Below are 15,614 nucleotides of genomic sequence, written 5' to 3' on the forward strand. Positions count from 1 at the left end.
CTCGCGCCGCTCCTCGGCCTCGATCCAGCCGTCGAGCTGGGCTAGGCGCCGCCGTCGCCTGTTGTACCACCACGCGTCTGGCGAAGCGGAGCAGCTGAGGCCGCGACGATTCATCGTTCATGTGTTCGATTCTAGGATCTCGGGCGAGCCAGGTGTCCAGCCCTCTGACTGCCCCGTGCCACTGGATCTTGACCTTTTGCCATCGGGCTTTGACGGACGCGAGTTTGTGTCATCGGAGTCTGATCACCGCAGGTCAGAAGCTGTGTCAGAACCCGGAAACTTGTGACGCTCCGTGAGCCGTGGCTCATTGCGGACGCGTCAGGAGACATGAAGGGCCGGGAGTTTCCCGGCCCTTCATGGTGTGAGGGGCCGTGTGCGCTTGACGCCTGGCCACCGCGGCCGTGCGCCGGGCGGAAGTGGCTGCCGTCCTGCGCGGACGCGGGTGCGGGTACGGTCAACGCGGTACACGGCGGGCACGGCGCCAGGCGCTTTGCCAATGGCGCCAGGTATCCGCGCCGTTGACACCGACGGCGCCCGCCACGGCGACGATGGACAGCAGCCCGAAGATCCAGGAGAGGGTGAACCCGACGAGGATCGCCATCCCCGCAAAGCTCATCCCGCTGTACGTGGCGACCAACCGCTCGGCCAGTTCGGTGTATCGAATGGACCCTTCGATCAGCAGCACGTTCCCGTAGTGCAGTACGAACCAGCCGCCGACCAGGATCAGTCCGAGGTAGACACGTGTCCAGAGAGGCCATGGTTCGTACAGTTCCTCCCACCGGTGGTGCACGCTCTCCTGCCAGGCCCACACAATGCCCTGCGATTCGGCGACGACGACCTCCGAGCTGTGCCGCTCACTCCAGTTCGGCCCGATCTGGAACGTCGGCTCCGAGGCCCCGTCGAGATACACGTACAGCACGGACAGGCCGCCCCAGTCCTCCCGCTCGCCTGTTTTCGTGATGGCGGCGGTCCGCACAGGCAGGCACTGGTCGACACCACGCTCGGCGATACACGCCGACACGACCTGTTGCTGGTGCTCGCGGTGGTGCGCCGGCCCGATGCGCCAGGCGCCCAGTCCCACGAGAACCAACCCGAACACGATGCCGGCGACCCACCATGAACTGCCGTTGTCTCGCCAGCGCATTTGGCAAGTAGAACAGCGAAAGGCGGAGCCGTACAGGTGGTAGTGGATCCGCTGTTCCTGGCGCTTCGTCGCACTGCGGACCTGGAGTCCGCCGAGCGGCCCTTCCTCGACCAGGGGACCGTAGGGCGCGGCCAGGGCAACGACTGAACGTCCACCGCCTGCGGAGAAGGCAGCCCGGTTCGGCCTGCCAGCTGCTGCAGCCTGGCGAACGAACTCGCTCACCAGCCACAGATGGTCACCGATCAAGGGATATGGCACAGCTTCTCCGCGACTCAGCGCACCTTCGGTGCGCGCCGGGGCTGGTAAAGCCCGTGGCGCGCTGGAGGTGCTTCGGTCTGCCCTGACGGCCATCTGTACGAGTGCAGCCTGTCGTCACCATTCCGTCACAACGAGTCGCCGCACGGAACCCTGCCGCTCTCCCGCCCTGTCTGCACTCACGGACCACGACCACGCGTACCGCGGGGCAACAACCGACGACCGAAACCCGCGGACGAGACGACTCAGGGGGACGACAGCATGCGGCACAGCAACGGCATTCGCAGGGCGGCTCTGGCGACGACGGCGGTCACGGCCGTCGTCGCGGCGATGGCCGGCATCCTGCCCGGCACCGCCGCGGCAGCGAGCACCACCACCTCCACCCCGCGGCCCGCCTGCCCGGCCTCCGCCCTCCAGGTCAGCGCGTGGCAGGCGGTTTACCGGCCCGTCGGGACCGGGACCGGGGCGGCGGTCGTGCAGTTCACCAACGTCTCCCAGAGGACGTGCGTCCTGAAGGGCCATCCCACGGTCGCGGGCGCAGGCAACGGCTCTCCCGCCCACAACACCCCGCTCAAGGTCACACGCACCGGCAGGGCGGCCACCGTGACGGTCCGGCCGCACAGCAAGGTGTGGGTGAAGCTGACCTTCGTCCAGGTCCACGGGGAGGCCGACGGCTACTGCAAGTCGGGCAAGGACCCGGTGACGTATCCGACGATGGTCATCGGGCTGCCGCACTCCGGGAAGCACCAGGTCGCCCTGAACGACGGGGTGTGGGCCGAGTGCGACAACAAGGTGACCGTCACCCCGGTCTCGGCGGTCAAGCCTTCCTGACCCGCCGTCCCCACAAATCGAACAGCCTGCACGACGATCGCAACGCTCTGACCTGCACGTTTACGAGGTGCTGCACATAAGTGCAGGTCAGCGACTCAGCGCACCGAAGGTGCACTGAGTCGCTGACCTGCGGTGATCAAACTCCGATGACACAAACTCGGCCCGGAGGCTGAGGACGGTGAGGTGTTCCGGCAGAGGACCCGCGTGGCCGTGGACCGTGGACCACGCGCGCCCTGCGCGTCTCGCGCCGCCGGGCTCCTGCCCGACGCGCCTGGCGGGCGATCCGGCGAAGGTGGTGACCGGCGACCCGGCGGACGCGTCGCCCGGCGATCCCGCGGACGCGTCCCCGGCGATCCGGTGGACGCCCCGTCGGCGATCTAGCGGGTGGCCCCGGTGTGCTCCCGCACAGTGGCCGCCTCGCTCGCGGCCGTCCCGGCTCCTGGCTCGGCGCTCTGCTTCGCGAACCCGCGCCGGCCCGGCAGGATGGCGAGGACGATCAGTGTTCCGGCGGCCATGATGATCCCGCCGATGAGGCTGGTCTGGGCGACTCCGTGGGCGAAGGCCTGGTGGACGGCGTCCACGGCGGCCTGGGCCTGCTGGGGCCCGGCGGCAGGGTCCTGCGCGACGCGCTCCGCGACGGCCAGGCCGGCGCCGACGGAGTCCTTGGCGGTCTCCATCGCCTCGCCCGGGAGCCGGTTGCCCACCAGGTCGGTCAGTTCGTCCCGGTAGGCCGTGCCGAGCAGCGAGCCCAGCACCGCGATGCCCAGCGCCCCGCCCAGCTCCAGCGCGGTGTCGTTGACGCCGCCGCCGACGCCCAGCTCGGACTCGGGGAAGGAGCCCATGATCGTGTCGGTCGCCGGGGAGATGGCCAGTCCGAGCGCGAGGCCCAGCATCATCAGCGGCGCCAGGAAGTCCCCGTACGTCGACCCCTTGTCGATCTGGGTGAGCAGGAACATGCCCGCCGTGCCGACGGCCATGCCGGTCACGGCCATCACCCTCACCCCCAGCTTCGGGGCGAGCACCCCGGTCACCGCGGACCCGAGGAACACCGCACCGCCCAGCGGCAGCAGCCGTACACCCGTGTCCAGGGCGCCGTAGCCGAGGACGAACTGCAGGAACTGCGTCACGTAGTAGATCACGGCGAACATACCGAAGAAGAAGAACATCACCGCGAGCATCGAGCCGCTGAAGGGCCGCAGAGCGAACCTGCGGACGTCCAGCATCGGGTGCGGGTGCCGCAGCTCCCAGGCGACGAAGGCGGCCAGACCGGCACCGGCGACCACGGCGGCGGTGCCGGGGCCGGCGCCCCAGCCGGAGTGCGGGCCCTCGATGGCGGCGTAGATCAGGGAGCCGACGGTGACGATCGACAGCAGACCGCCGACGTAGTCGATCCGGCCCATGCCCTCCGCCTTGGACGGCGGTACCAGGGCGAGCGCGCCGAACACGGCGGCAACGGCTATCGGCACGTTGATCAGGAAGGTCGAGCCCCAGGCGTGGTCCTCGAGCAGCCAGCCGGAGACCAGCGGGCCGACGGCTACCGCCACCCCGGAGGTCGCGGCCCAGGCGGTGATGGCCTTGGCCCGCTCGCTGCGGGGGAAGGTCGCGACCACCAGGGAGAGCGTGGCCGGCATCACGACCGCGGCACCCACGCCCATGATGGCGCGGGCCACGATGACCAGCGAGGTCTCGTCGACCAGGCTGCCCATCACCGAACCGCCGGCGAAGATCAGCAGACCCAGCACCAGCGCGCCGCGCCGGCTGTACTTGTCGCCGATCGCTCCCAGCACCAGCATCAGCGCCGCGTACGGAACGGTGTAGGAGTCGACGACCCACTGCAGATCACTGCTGCTCAGGCCCAGGTCGGTGGTCATGTCGGGGGCGGCGACGATCAGTGACGTGTTCGCCATCACCGTGATCAGCAGGCTCAGGCACAGCACGAGCAGCGCCCACCAGCGCCGCGCGTAAGGCCCGGTCATTTTCTCCACGGGGGTATGTGCAAGGAAGGGCATCAGTAGCTCCTGAGAGGGACGGGGCGGACGAGCGGAAGCTCTGAATTGCCCATCGGGTGGCGTCATGTTCTGCTCCGGAGCGCTCAGTGGCTCGGAGCACCCGCCAGTTCGCGCAGGCGAGTGTTGTTCTGCAGCGCCCACCGCATGGTCCGCGGTGGGTGCCCGAGCAGGGTTTCCAGTTGGTCGGAGAGGACGTCGTACCGCCCGCCGGCGATCAGCCTGGTCTGGTTCCTCAGGTGCGCCGCCACGTGCCGGGCCGTAGCCGGATCGCCCAGGGCCTCCTGCAGGACGGTCTCGTCGAGGAAGGCCTTGTTCCAGGCCTCCACTTCCTCGGGGATGTAGGTGACCTGGCGTCCCAGCACGGCTGCGTAGTCCTCAGCGAACCCGTACATGTCCTTCAGCTCCGGGCCGGTGAGCGTGTAGGACTTCGAGATGTGCGGTGCGGGGTCGGCCAGCATCTTCACGCACACCTCTGCCACGTCGTGAACGGCGATGGGCGCGAGCCGCTGGTTGCCGAAGGGCAGGCGCAGTTCACCGTTGCTCAGCGGGCCCTGCAGCATCCAGGTCAGGTGGGGGTTCTCGGCGAACAGGGTCGCCCGCACGTTGACGGTCGGCAGGCCGGACCAGTCCAGCACCCGCTCACAGACCCAGTGCGCCCGCTGCTGCGGTGACCAGTCCGTGACCAGTCCGCCGAGCCAGGAACGCCGCTCCTCCTCCGGTTCGGTCATCTTCTCGAGCGTCATGTACGACTGCTCGTAGTTGGACAGGTGCACGAAGGCCTCGATGTCGCCCTGGGCTCGCGCCGCCGCGGCCATCACGGTGAGGGCATCGGCGTAGTACGGCTGCGGGGTCATGCTGAAGTAGATGCGCTTGACACCCTTCAGCGCGGCGGCCACGTCCGCGAGTTTGAGCAGGTCGCCGACGAAGACCTCGGCCCCGGCCTCGCGCAGCGACTGCGCGCGTTCGTCGTCCCGTCGCACGAACGCGCGCACCGGGTGGCCCTGTTCGAGCAGCATGTCGATCATCACCCTGCTCACGCCACCGACTTGGCCGCCGGCGCCGGTGATCAGAATGGGATTGCGCTCCGACATTGTTGTGTCCTTCATCTGGTGGGGGTGGGTCGGCCGTTCGGGAAGCCGAGGATGTGAAGTCGTCGAGGAGGTCGAGGAGGGTGGCGTTGACCTCGGCGCGACGCTCCTGCTGCCTGGTTGTTGGGCATGGCAGAAAGCCGTCTGGAAACTGATTGGTTTCTCACCGATGGAGGTGAGGCGGGCGGGTGACGGGCTGGGATCTCAGGGCTTCGAGATCATCGTGTGGCCGCTTTTGGGCTTGCCTCGGCGATCTTCTGGAGGGCCGCGTCGGTGTCTGCGGTGGCCAGAGTGCTGTTGATGTCGGCGCCGGCCAGTGCGCCGGCCGCTGCGGAGGCTCCGACCTGGGCGACCAGATCGGTGGCGTTGCCGGCCACCCACACACCCGGCACCTCGGTGGTGCCGGCCGTGCCGGAGGCGAAACCGTGGCCCTTCGGCAGGTCCTGCACCGGCAGGCCCAGACCTTCCAGGCCCTGGGTGCGGGCCTGCATCGGCGCGGCGACCGCGACGACGCGGCGGGCCACGACCTGGCCGTCGGCCAGGCGCACCCCGGCGAGGGCACCGTCCGCGTCGTCGACGACCTCGGCGACCGGGGTGTCGATGACACGGATGCCGCGGGCGGCGAAGCGGGCGCGGCTGTCCTCGTCCAGGTCGGTGCCGTGGGTGAAGTAGGTCAGGTCCTCGGTCAGCTGACGGAACAGATACGCGTGGCCGATGGAGGCCGCGCCGGTGGCGAGGATGCCGATGGGCTCGTCGCGCACCTCCCAGCCGTGGCAGTACGGGCAGTGCACCACACTGTGCCCCCAGTGCTCGGCGAGCCCGGGCACCTGTGGCAGCACATCCTTCAGGCCGGTGGCCACCAGGATGCGGCGGGCGGTGATGCTGCGGCCGTCGGCCAGGGTGACGGTGAACCGCAGGTCCCCGTCCGCCGACGGGGCGGCGGACCCGGCCGAGACCACCTCGCCGAACACGACGCGTCCGCCGTACTGGCGCACCTGCTCCCGGCCCCGTCGAAGGATCTCGGACGGCGGGGTGCCGTCCAGGGCGATGAGGCCGTGCACGGCCTCCGCGGGCGCGTTGCGCGGGGAGCCGCTGTCGATCACGACGACCGAGCGGCGGGAGCGGGCGAGGATCAGCGCACCGTTCAGCCCCGCGGCGCCCCCGCCGATCACCACCGCGTCGACGGTCCCCTCGGCCAGCGCGTCGCTCGCGTACGCAGGAGCCGTCGCAGTCATGGCCTCGTGCCTTTCCTTGTCAGTCATGGTTCGGTCGACCTTCGAGTTCAGGGTGGTTGGAGGGGGTCAGCTGTTCAGGAAGCCCAGGATGTGGTCGGCGACCGTCTTGGGCTGTTCGACGTGCAGGAAGTGCCCTGCGCCGAGGACAGCCCGACGTTCGTGATGTACAGATCCAGTCCGGCGATGAAACTCGCCGTCGCCAGGATCGCGAGGATCAGACCGTGCCTTGCCGGCCTGGAAGGCGTCGCGACGCCGGGCGGCGCGGAGGAGTTCAAAGGCATGGGTTGCCCTCAATCGCGCCAGGCGTACACGCACCCTGTCCGGTGAGCTCAGGACGTTGTTTACTGAACAGTCCGAAACTTACGTAGTTCTGTACTGGGTTGTCAAGTACGGCGGGTCGGTCGTACCTTCCGTGTATGGCGAGACCACGAAGCTCCGACCGCGATACCGAGGCCATGCTGGCCCTCCTCGACGCGGTGGATCAGATGCCGAGCGCCAGCCTGCTGCGGGCCCGCTCCTATGAACTGCTGTCTCTTGTCCCGGGCTCGTCTGTCGTGGACATCGGCTGCGGTGCCGGGCAGGCCGTCGCCGAGTTGGCCGAGCGTGGCGTCCACGCGGTGGGTGCGGATCCCGATCCGTGGATGCTGGCCGCGGCCCGGGAGCGGTGGCCGGGGGCCGAGTTCTGGGAGGCGGGGGCGGAGGATCTGCCGTTCGCCGACGGAAGCATGCGCGGCTACCGTGCCGACAAGGTCTTCCACGCACTTCAGGAGCCGTGGCGCGCGGTGGCGGAAGCGCGGCGCGTCCTCTGCCCGGGCGGCAGGATCGTCCTGGTCGGGCAGGACTGGGACGCCATCATGGTCGATTCCGATGATGCGGCGCTCACTCGCACGATCGTGCACGCCCGCGCCGACCTCCTGAGCACGCCCCGCGCCGGCCGCCAGTACCGCAACCTGCTCCTGGACGGCGGCTTCAACGAGGTCACCGTCGAGGTGCACACCAGCGTGTTCACCGATCCTGCGATGCTGTCGTTGCCCACCATGCTCGCCGAGCGGGCCTGCGCGAGCGGTGCCGTCGGCCGGGACCAGGCCGATGAGTGGCTCGCCGAACAGCGCCGACGCGCCGAGGCCGACCGCCTCCTCATCGCCATTCCGTTCTTCGTGGCTGCCGCCTCCGCCTAGAGAGCAGCTGGAGCACGGGCTGCGGGGATCCGCCCGACCGGGGAACGGTGACCACGCCTGTCAGGCAGGCCGATGTGGGTTTCCTGGGTCAGCTGGGGCCCCCTCCGTGCGAGAGGCCTGGTCATGAGGGTGATGACGGCCCAGGTGTTCGGGGTCTCAGTACTGGATGAGCCGTTCGTGGTCCCGGGCCTGGCGGCGTGCGTGCATCATCCACGTGAGCGACCTCTCGACGACCCAGCGGCGGGGCAGTGCGACGAAGCCAGACGCGTCCTTGGGGCGGCTGACCGCGGCCGTGTCCTCGCGCGCATCTCCGCGCAGTACGCCCACCCCCGAGCCTCGCCCACACCGCTCGGGAGTTCCCCACCGCACTGTGCACGTGGGTGAGCAGGACGTCAGGCTGACGCTCACGCGGGATGGCGACGATCGGGCTGGTCGCCGACTCGTCGACGCCCAGCGGGAGTCCGTACCGCTGCCCGCATCCGCGGGGATGGCACCCATCTCCGCGAGGGCGGCGAGGCGGAGCACTGGCACGAATTCCTGCAAACGCGGTCCGAGTTGGCGCAGCGGCGGCCGAAGTGCCACTGTCTGCTGCGGTGAGGCGTTCGGCGACTGACCGTGCAGTTCGAGCCCGGCGACACCGTGCATGCGGTGGAGCAACTCGACTGGTTGCGGGCGCAGTTCTTCGGCCAGCCGCCCGGGCGACCGCAGCCGCCAGCAGAGCGGCCCGGCTGAGGCGCATGAATTCCAGGTACGCGAGCCTCATCTCCTGTAAATCGAGACTCGCGATGGGGTTGGGGGCGTCGCGCTACGTTGTGTGGTTTCGTCGGTACGCGTCGAGTGTGCGTGGGCCGAAGGCGTCAGGCAGTACTTGTTCGATCGTCTTGATGCCGCTGATGGTGTCGCGAAGCATTCCGGGTGCCGAGTGTTCGAAGAGGAGCTGCCTGCAGCGTCCGCACGGCATGAGGCGCTTCCCGTCGCCGTCGCCGTCGCCGTCGACGCATGCAATGCCGTCAGTTTGCCTCCGCCGGTCATGACGAGGTTGGCCGGCTACTTCGCCCGGCTGGGGCAGGGTCCGGCGAAGGCGCTCGCCGGACCGGCGCGCTCGCCTTCCAGCAGCTGCTCGCCGGACGGGGACGAGGGCGAAAGCGGAGCGGACGACACTGGATGCGAGGGTCGGCCGCGCCAAGGACAGCGGGCAGTTGCGCGAGGACTTCACCAGCCGCGCTCTCGTGCTGCTGCTGATGGCCGCGCCACCGCGGCCTGAGCACAGCCCGGAAGGCGGGCTCCACCACGCCACGACGCACCATCAGACGCCTTCCCGCTCAACAACGTGACAGCGCCTTCATAAGACCTTTTTGAGGTCCCGGAGAGCGTATCGACTTGTGCGGGCAGCGTCTCCGATATCCCATGTGCTCGCCGTGTGCATACACGGCGAAGTGTTTGTGGAAGGCGTTCTGCCGGGGCGGCCCGCTGAACATCGCCCGACGCGGCCACCCTGCCGTTTCCGAGGGTGCGGACGGCTACCTCTGCCAGACCTGCTGACACCGACTCTGCGGGCGGCGCCGATCAGCACCTCAACAGTCCCGTACGAGCTTGTGGTTAAGAGGTTAACCACTCAACATTCGGGGTGCCGCCGCTGGGTCGGGAGTGGGCACATGCCTGACGCTTGAACAGTGCTGCGGAAAGTGAGCATGTCCACCAAGCCCGGAAATCCGGTCAATCTGTGAAGGGAAGGTGAGCAATGAAGAAGAGGGCTCTCCGCGGCATCGTCAGTGCATTCCTGGTCGCCGCCGCGGCCGGTGCCGTTCTTTTTGCTGCCCCAGCCGAGACGGTCAACGTGGCGGCGTCGGATCCCTGCTTGCGTGTCCACTGCTTTCCGATCGGCTGATACGCAGAGCTGACCCGGTTCGTTGGCTACCAAGGTCCAGTACACCCTGATCTCCGGACAGGTGGTCCACGACGTGGACTCCCCGACGGGACGGACCCGAGCCGAAGCGGTGCAGCGCATCGGCGCCCAGGGCGCCGGCCGGACATCGGGTGGTTCCTGCTGCCAAGGGCACTGACCCGCGCGGACCGACACGCCTCGGATGGCGCCCACCCTTGCTCTGGCGAAGTCGCCTCACTCCACTTGAGAAAGAACAACCATGAAGATCGGTTTCGCGCTCCCGCAGTTCCACAAGCAGGCCTCCGGCATCGCCCGGACCGCCGAGTTCGCCCGGAAGGTCGAGAATGCAGGGGCTGCCAGTCTGTGGGTTGGTGACCGCAACCTCGCCGCTGTCAACCCGAAGGTCGGTTATGGCGGGCAAGGCAACACCATCCCGGCCGAACTGAACCCGGCCGCCGACCCCTTCGTGCTCCTGGGTATCGCCGCGAGTGCCACCGAGCGCGTGCTCCTCGGAGCTCATGTACTCATCGCCCCTCTGTATCCGCCAGTGCAACTGGCCAGGTCGCTGACCAGCATCGACCTGATAAGCGGTGGTCGTCTGCTGCCTGGGTTCGGCATCGGCTGGTCGCCCGAGGAGTACGAAGCCGCGGGCGGGGACTTCAGCCGCCGTGGAGCCAGGATGAACGAACTGCTCGACGCTCTGGAAGCCATCTGGACCACCGACCCGGCCGCATTCCAGGGTGAGTCGATCTCGGTGCCCTTGCATCACTCTCCGCTCAAGCCGGCACGGCGCCCACGACCGCCGTTCTACCTGGGCGCACTGTCAGAGCGGGCGCTGCGGCGGGTCGCCGAACGCGGGGACGGCTGGCTGCCGTTGTGCGTGGTGCCGAGTTACCTGGACGTCGACGGTCTGGTAGCCCAGCGGGCGGTCATCGACCGGCTGGCCCGAGAGGCCGGCCGGGATCCGTCCGCGATCGACACGGTCCTGCGGGTCAACATCGACCCGGACACCTCCTCACAGCAGGTCGCGGATGCTCTCAAGGCGGTCCACGAGCGCACCAGCATCGATCACTTCATGATCGACTCCATGTACGCCGTCCACAGCGTCGACGGAGCCATCGCCTTCGCCACCGAGCTGATCGAACTGGCAGGCAAGGGCTGACCGCCGGCCATTCCGACCTGGCGAGAGCGCCCCGCCGATACGTGTGCTCAGCCATTCGCACACCGCGTGTCGCAGGAACACGGGTCGCCACAATGGGGCCGGCAGGCTCTGGTTACCCACCGTCGGGGCCGACCGCTGGGAATGACTGCGGGGCCGGACCGGCCGCTGCGCAGCCGTGATCTCGTCCCGGGATCGCAGTACGCGCGTAACGGATGCGGCATGACCTTGGGTGTGGGCGACGTGACCATCGAGAAGGTCACGCAGTAAGTCGCACGACGCGAGTGGCAGCGAGTGTCGGCACCTCGGGCATCCGCCCCGACGCAGCGCAGGAGATCCTGTGCGCAACTGACCGCGACCGCCGAACTGCGCGCAGGGTCATCGGCGACAAAGGACATCCTCGCCGAGGCGGTGACCTGGGCGTACACCAAGGCCGCCAGGCGGGTGCGCCAAGGCGACGACTGGCGTACCCACCACGTCTTCGGCGGCGAGGTGTGCTGCGGCGCCCACACGATCCGCGCCGCCGGCACCTGCTGGTGGAACTCCCTCACCAGCATCGAACCGACCATACATAGGAGATTCAAGTGAGATACCGGAAGACTCTGCCCTGGCTCGCTGCGGTGGCCTGCTTCGCCACCGCCTGCAGCAGCACGTCCGGCACCGACCCGGCCGCCCGGTCGACAACGTCCGCCGCGGCCCGCTCGGCGTCGGACTCCGAGGAGCGAAACGAGGCGCTTGTTCTGCGCCTGTACTCGGAGGCGTTCAACAAGGACAAGACCGACGTGGTGAAGGAGCTCGTCGCGACCGACTACGTGCAGCACGACAAGTCGGTGCCCGGCGGGGCCGACGGGCAGATCAAGCAGTTCAAGGACGTCAAGGCGAAGATTCCCGGTGCGGTGGCGACCGTCAAGCACGTGGCCGCCGACGGTGACCTGGTGGCCGTGCACTGGCACGCGTCGGCGACCCCGAAGAACGAGGCGACCGGCCAGGCCAAAGCCGACCTCTTCCGGGTCGACAACGGCAAGCTGGTCGAGCACTGGGGCATCACGCAGACCGTGCCGAAGAAGACGGCCAGCGGGAACTCGCTGTTCAGCGACGTGTACCGGTACCCGGACGGGGCACCGGCCCTGTCCGAGGAGCAGGAGGACAAGAACCGGAAGTTCGCGGTCGACGCGTACCGAAAGCTCTCCGACGGTGACGCGTCCGTGATCGACAAGAGCTGGGATCCTCGGTACTACCAGCACAACCCGATCGCTCCGAACGGAACGGCTCCGCTGAAGCGGTTCTTCGAGCAGAACACGCAGGACGCCCCCTCGCCCAGCAGTACCGGAGGCGGGACCCGGTTCGGCAACACCCTCGCCGACGGGGACCTGGTGTGGGTCTTCAGCTCCGACTACGTCGTCGTGGACCTCTTCCGCGTCGTCGGCGGCAAGATCATCGAGCACTGGGACGTCGTAGCCGACGGGCAGTAGCCCTTTACCAAGCCTCGCCCTGCTGGAGAACGGAACGCCGGGCAGGACGTAGCGATCTGCCTCCCAGGCGTTCTGGATTCTCCCGTGTAGCAGGGCTTTGCGGGGGTCCGGGACTCTGCTGCGCAATTCGTTCAGGCGGAGAGTCTGTAGCTGAGTCGTTCGAGTCTGCTGGTGCGGGGGCGGTTGAGGGGGCCTGTGGTCCAGTGGGCGTCGAGCCTGATCACGTTGAGTGCGGTGGCGGAGAAGGCGTGTTGGAGGCGGACTTTCGGCAGGCCGCGGTAGCGGGCCCGGCGGATGCCGGTGTTGAGGGCCTGGTTGATGGTGCCCTCGACTCCGGCACGCAGGGCGTACTTGTTCTTCCAGGTGTCGGTCTTCTGCTCGGCGCGGGCCCGGGCGAGGTTCTCGTGGAGTTCCTCGGGACGCAGGGTGAGCATGCGGCGCCCGGTCTTCGAGGTGGTGCACTGCTTCTGGAGAGGGCAGTTGCGGCAGGTCAGGACGCTGAAGGTGATGACGATCGCGTCTTTGCCGTGCTGTTTGACCGGGTTCCAGTGGGAGCTGGTCCTGCCGGCGAGGCAGCGGACCTGGCGGGTCTTCCAGTTGATGGTGAAGGCGTTCTTGTCGAAGCCTTCGGCGGCCTTGGCCTGGTCAGAGTGGTCCTGGAGGACCGGGGTGACCATGCGGATGCCCTGTTTCAGGGCCTTGGTGATCAGGTCGGCCGACGGGTAGCCGGAGCCGAGGTAGTGCTCGCCGGGCTGCACTCCGTGCTCGGCGAGCTTGCGCTGGATCAGGGCGGTCGCCTTCACATACGGCACGGTCGCGTCGGTGGTGTGCACGTCGGTGATCAGATTCGGCATCACCCCTGTGCCCACCCCTGTGCCCACGTCGGCGTCGGCGTCGGCGTCGGCGTCGGGGAGGGTGGTGCAGGTCTCCGTGAGATGGATCTTGTAGCCCATCCAGAACAGGTCGTCGCCCTTGGCCGCCCAGCGTGCGTCGGAGTCGTAGGGGGAGGCCAGGCGGAGTTGGCCGGGCGGGACGCCGTCGTCGGCTTCCCGCTTCTTGATCACCTGCCGTCCCCGGGAATCGGTCCGGACGATGTAGGTCTGCACGAGGACCTGCCGCAACAAGCCCACGGCCTCGATCTCGCGAATCCAGGCCGGAGCGTCATCGGCCCAGGCCGCCCGGCACAAGGCGATGGCATCCTGCCCGAAGACCTGGGCGAGACGGTCACGTTTCGTCTGCGAGGGCGGCATGCGCCAGCCGTCGACCCGCGGCCCGTACCGCTCGGCGAACTCAGTGACGTTGATGTGTCCGGCCAGCCAGGCCGGTGCCGCGACCGCGAGGGCCTCCAGGGCCGCCCGCACACTCTCCCCGGCCAGCTCCAGACGGTTCAAGTCCCGCACCGCACTGATCACATGGGTGGAATGGGTGCGCTGCTTGCCTCCGGCCGCCACCAGGCCGGCGTCCTTGCAGTGCTCAAGGAGCCGGTCGAAGACCGCCCGCTCCATACCGTTGTCCGCGAGCCGGGCCCGGAACCGGCACAGCACACTCGCGTCGAATCCGGTGTCCGTCAGCTCCGCACCGAGCGCGTACTTCCAGTCGATCGCCCGCACCGCCATCGCCGCGGCCTGCCGATCCGTCAGGCCCTCCGCGAACTGCAACACCATCACCAGCGACAACACCCCCGGCGACAGTCCCGGCGCCCCGCGCACCCCGAACGCCTCCGTGAACGGCTCATCGACGAAGACCTCCGCGAGGCGATCCCGCGCCCGTATCGCCAGGCTCCCCTTCGGGAACGCCGCCCGGGCCACCACCACCGTCTGTTCCGAGATCTCCGGCAACCCCACCGGCCGCATCGACATCCGTACCGCCTCCACGACCGCACGACAGGAAGGCGACCCCGCCAACGATCATCGCCGACCCGGCCTTACCCCCGCAGCGAATTGCGCAGCAGAGTCGTCCGGCTCCCGGACGGATACCGAAGCGGGGGGGCGGGTGCGGTGTGCGGTGCCCGGGAGATCCGGCCGTACCGCACCTGTAGGCGGAGGCCCGTGTGTCACGTGGCGTGAACGTTACTGCGGCGGCGTATGCGGGCACTCGGGATCGGCGGGGCAGCCGACGAGGAGGGTCCGGTCATGCAGGTGTCGCCTCAGGGCGTTACGGTCGTGGCTCTCCTGGCGGATCCGGACGCGCCGACGGAGGTCGCCCAGCGCATGGCCCGGACACTTCCTGATCGGCTCACCGACAAGTCGGACCAGGGGCGACGGTTCGACGTCGAGGTGGTCAGTGAGCCCTTCACCTCGGGGACGGAGGACCCGCCGACCTAGATGCGAAGGATCATGGACCGCGGGAGTGCGGAGAACTGGGACATCGTCGTGGCCCTCACCGACCTTCCGCTGCACTCCCACGGGCGCAAGGTGGCTGTGAACCTGAATCACGAACACGGCTTGGCGCTGCTCTCTCTTCCTTCACTGGGGGGCCTGCGGCTGCAGACGAGGGCCCGGCGAGCCGTCGAAGAAGCGACGAGGACCTCGCAGTCGAGTTCGAGGATGCCGATCACAGGGTGCCGGAAGCGTTTCGTGGTGGCGCGGCGTACAGCGACCTCGTGTTCGTCCCAGAGGTGGGCGAACTCCTCACTCGCGGCGCGTAGTTCCGCGACGAGGGCGGCCGGTTCGTGGTCCGTTGGGCGGGCAGAGGCCACCGCTCGCAGGCCGGCGACCTGCTCGCGGGCGCGCCGGGGGCGGTCCTCGGGCGGGAACAGCTCCTGGGCCGCCGGGTCCAGGAAGAAGCAGCGGATCATGTTGCGTCCTCGGGGCGGGCGGGCGAGGACGTCTCCGCTCAGCGCCCGTGACAGCGCGTTCTGGGCCAGGACCTCGCCGCAGTCGGTCGCCACCATCGCGGGGGTGTCGTGCAGCCGGTCCAGCACCAGGAGCAGGCCCGGGCGCACGTGCGTGCTGGTCGCCTCCCGGCGCGGCGCTTCCTCACCGGTGAGGTGGAAGAGGTGGTCGCGTTCGTCCTCCGTCAGGCGCAGGGCGCGGGCCAGCGCGGTGAGCATCTGGCGGGACGGGCGCGGGCCCCGGGACTGTTCCAGCCGTGTGTAGTAGTCCACGGACATGCCGGCCAGCTGGGCCACCTCCTCGCGGCGCAGCCCCGGCGTACGGCGCCGGGCTCCGGCCGCGAGGCCCACGTCGGAGGTCCAGGCGGGCGCGAGCGCGGCGCAGGAAGTCGGCGAGTTCGGCTCGGTTCACCTCTCCAGGGTGCGGGAGGCCGGCCGGCTTATCCAGGGACTGGCGATCCCCTGATGAAGAGGTCTCTCCCTCTCGTCCCCGCGTCGGCCGAGGCTGGCCGTCAACGGCAGGCG

At 68.8% G+C, this 15,614-nt stretch carries 12 protein-coding genes and 2 pseudogenes; 7 read left to right on the plus strand and 7 right to left on the minus strand.

The features are described 5' to 3' along the window. Positions 1 to 454: 454 nt before the first annotated feature. Positions 455 to 1,390, minus strand: coding sequence for a hypothetical protein (locus H4687_RS44420; RefSeq protein WP_159026126.1), 936 nt, complete (start codon positions 1,388 to 1,390; stop codon positions 455 to 457). Between the two features lie 270 nt (positions 1,391 to 1,660). Between H4687_RS44420 and H4687_RS44425 the strand changes: the two genes are divergently transcribed. Next, entirely contained in the window at positions 1,661 to 2,230 is a 570-nt protein-coding gene (locus H4687_RS44425; RefSeq protein ID WP_046914643.1) for a DUF4232 domain-containing protein, read from the plus strand. A gap of 377 nt (positions 2,231 to 2,607) precedes the next feature. On the opposite strand, the gene H4687_RS44430 is transcribed toward H4687_RS44425, so the two are convergent. The 3 genes from H4687_RS44430 to H4687_RS44440 form a co-directional block, all read right to left on the minus strand. Beyond that, complete coding sequence (locus H4687_RS44430; RefSeq protein ID WP_046914644.1) at positions 2,608 to 4,239, minus strand: MFS transporter; 1,632 nt, start codon at positions 4,237 to 4,239, stop codon at positions 2,608 to 2,610. An 83-nt stretch (positions 4,240 to 4,322) separates the two neighbouring features. Further along, on the minus strand, positions 4,323 to 5,330 hold the full coding sequence (locus H4687_RS44435) for an NAD(P)H-binding protein (RefSeq protein ID WP_192781788.1): 1,008 nt from the start codon (positions 5,328 to 5,330) through the stop codon (positions 4,323 to 4,325). Positions 5,331 to 5,545: 215 nt separating this feature from the next. After that, positions 5,546 to 6,562 (minus strand): NAD(P)/FAD-dependent oxidoreductase, encoded by a 1,017-nt coding sequence (locus H4687_RS44440; protein WP_046914645.1) that lies wholly within the window; start codon positions 6,560 to 6,562, stop codon positions 5,546 to 5,548. Positions 6,563 to 6,652: 90 nt separating this feature from the next. Between H4687_RS44440 and H4687_RS44445 the strand changes: the two genes are divergently transcribed. After that, positions 6,653 to 6,889, plus strand: a complete 237-nt coding sequence (locus H4687_RS44445; protein ID WP_046914646.1) for a hypothetical protein — start codon at positions 6,653 to 6,655, stop codon at positions 6,887 to 6,889. Between the two features lie 89 nt (positions 6,890 to 6,978). After that, positions 6,979 to 7,740, plus strand: a complete 762-nt coding sequence (locus tag H4687_RS44450) for a methyltransferase domain-containing protein (protein ID WP_046914647.1) — start codon at positions 6,979 to 6,981, stop codon at positions 7,738 to 7,740. A gap of 95 nt (positions 7,741 to 7,835) precedes the next feature. Here the strand turns inward: H4687_RS44450 and H4687_RS48625 are convergent. Beyond that, a pseudogene (locus H4687_RS48625) lies at positions 7,836 to 8,025 on the minus strand (IS5-like element IS4811 family transposase); the annotation flags it as partial. Positions 8,026 to 9,884: 1,859 nt separating this feature from the next. Between H4687_RS48625 and H4687_RS44460 the strand changes: the two are divergent. The 3 genes from H4687_RS44460 (at position 9,885) to H4687_RS44470 (ending at position 12,256) form a co-directional block, all read left to right on the plus strand. After that, the gene (locus H4687_RS44460) at positions 9,885 to 10,787 is read left to right on the plus strand and encodes a TIGR03619 family F420-dependent LLM class oxidoreductase (RefSeq protein WP_046914648.1); all 903 of its coding nucleotides are present in this window, start codon (positions 9,885 to 9,887) and stop codon (positions 10,785 to 10,787) included. A gap of 291 nt (positions 10,788 to 11,078) precedes the next feature. Further along, the gene (locus tag H4687_RS44465; RefSeq protein ID WP_107082326.1) at positions 11,079 to 11,372 is read left to right on the plus strand and encodes a protein-arginine deiminase family protein; all 294 of its coding nucleotides are present in this window, start codon (positions 11,079 to 11,081) and stop codon (positions 11,370 to 11,372) included. Next, complete coding sequence (locus tag H4687_RS44470; RefSeq protein ID WP_046914649.1) at positions 11,369 to 12,256, plus strand: nuclear transport factor 2 family protein; 888 nt, start codon at positions 11,369 to 11,371, stop codon at positions 12,254 to 12,256. The genes H4687_RS44465 and H4687_RS44470 overlap by 4 nt, the downstream gene beginning before the upstream one ends. A gap of 131 nt (positions 12,257 to 12,387) precedes the next feature. On the opposite strand, the gene H4687_RS44475 is transcribed toward H4687_RS44470, so the two are convergent. Continuing rightward, positions 12,388 to 14,130: an IS1182 family transposase gene (locus H4687_RS44475; protein WP_234317453.1), complete on the minus strand. Its 1,743-nt coding sequence runs from the start codon at positions 14,128 to 14,130 to the stop codon at positions 12,388 to 12,390. A 258-nt stretch (positions 14,131 to 14,388) separates the two neighbouring features. Between H4687_RS44475 and H4687_RS47185 the strand changes: the two genes are divergently transcribed. Then, the gene (locus H4687_RS47185) at positions 14,389 to 14,580 is read left to right on the plus strand and encodes a hypothetical protein (protein ID WP_225967011.1); all 192 of its coding nucleotides are present in this window, start codon (positions 14,389 to 14,391) and stop codon (positions 14,578 to 14,580) included. A 107-nt stretch (positions 14,581 to 14,687) separates the two neighbouring features. Here H4687_RS47185 and H4687_RS44485 read toward each other — a convergent pair. Then, positions 14,688 to 15,501 (minus strand): annotated as a pseudogene (locus H4687_RS44485) (helix-turn-helix transcriptional regulator). Positions 15,502 to 15,614: the final 113 nt, after the last annotated feature.

This window comes from Streptomyces stelliscabiei, from assembly GCF_014873495.1.
GTDB classification, from domain to species: domain Bacteria; phylum Actinomycetota; class Actinomycetes; order Streptomycetales; family Streptomycetaceae; genus Streptomyces; species Streptomyces bottropensis.

What these genes read in the sequence shown, in the direction of transcription:
- H4687_RS47185 (WP_225967011.1), top strand. Translation starts at nt 14,389, where the DNA reads ATGCAGGTGTCGCCTCAGGGCGTTACGGTCGTGGCTCTCCTGGCGGAT.
- H4687_RS44440 (WP_046914645.1), bottom strand. Translation starts at nt 6,562, where the DNA reads ATGACTGCGACGGCTCCTGCGTACGCGAGCGACGCGCTGGCCGAGGGG.
- H4687_RS44430 (WP_046914644.1), bottom strand. Translation starts at nt 4,239, where the DNA reads ATGCCCTTCCTTGCACATACCCCCGTGGAGAAAATGACCGGGCCTTAC.
- H4687_RS44460 (WP_046914648.1), top strand. Translation starts at nt 9,885, where the DNA reads ATGAAGATCGGTTTCGCGCTCCCGCAGTTCCACAAGCAGGCCTCCGGC.
- H4687_RS44425 (WP_046914643.1), top strand. Translation starts at nt 1,661, where the DNA reads ATGCGGCACAGCAACGGCATTCGCAGGGCGGCTCTGGCGACGACGGCG.
- H4687_RS44435 (WP_192781788.1), bottom strand. Translation starts at nt 5,330, where the DNA reads ATGTCGGAGCGCAATCCCATTCTGATCACCGGCGCCGGCGGCCAAGTC.
- H4687_RS44450 (WP_046914647.1), top strand. Translation starts at nt 6,979, where the DNA reads ATGGCGAGACCACGAAGCTCCGACCGCGATACCGAGGCCATGCTGGCC.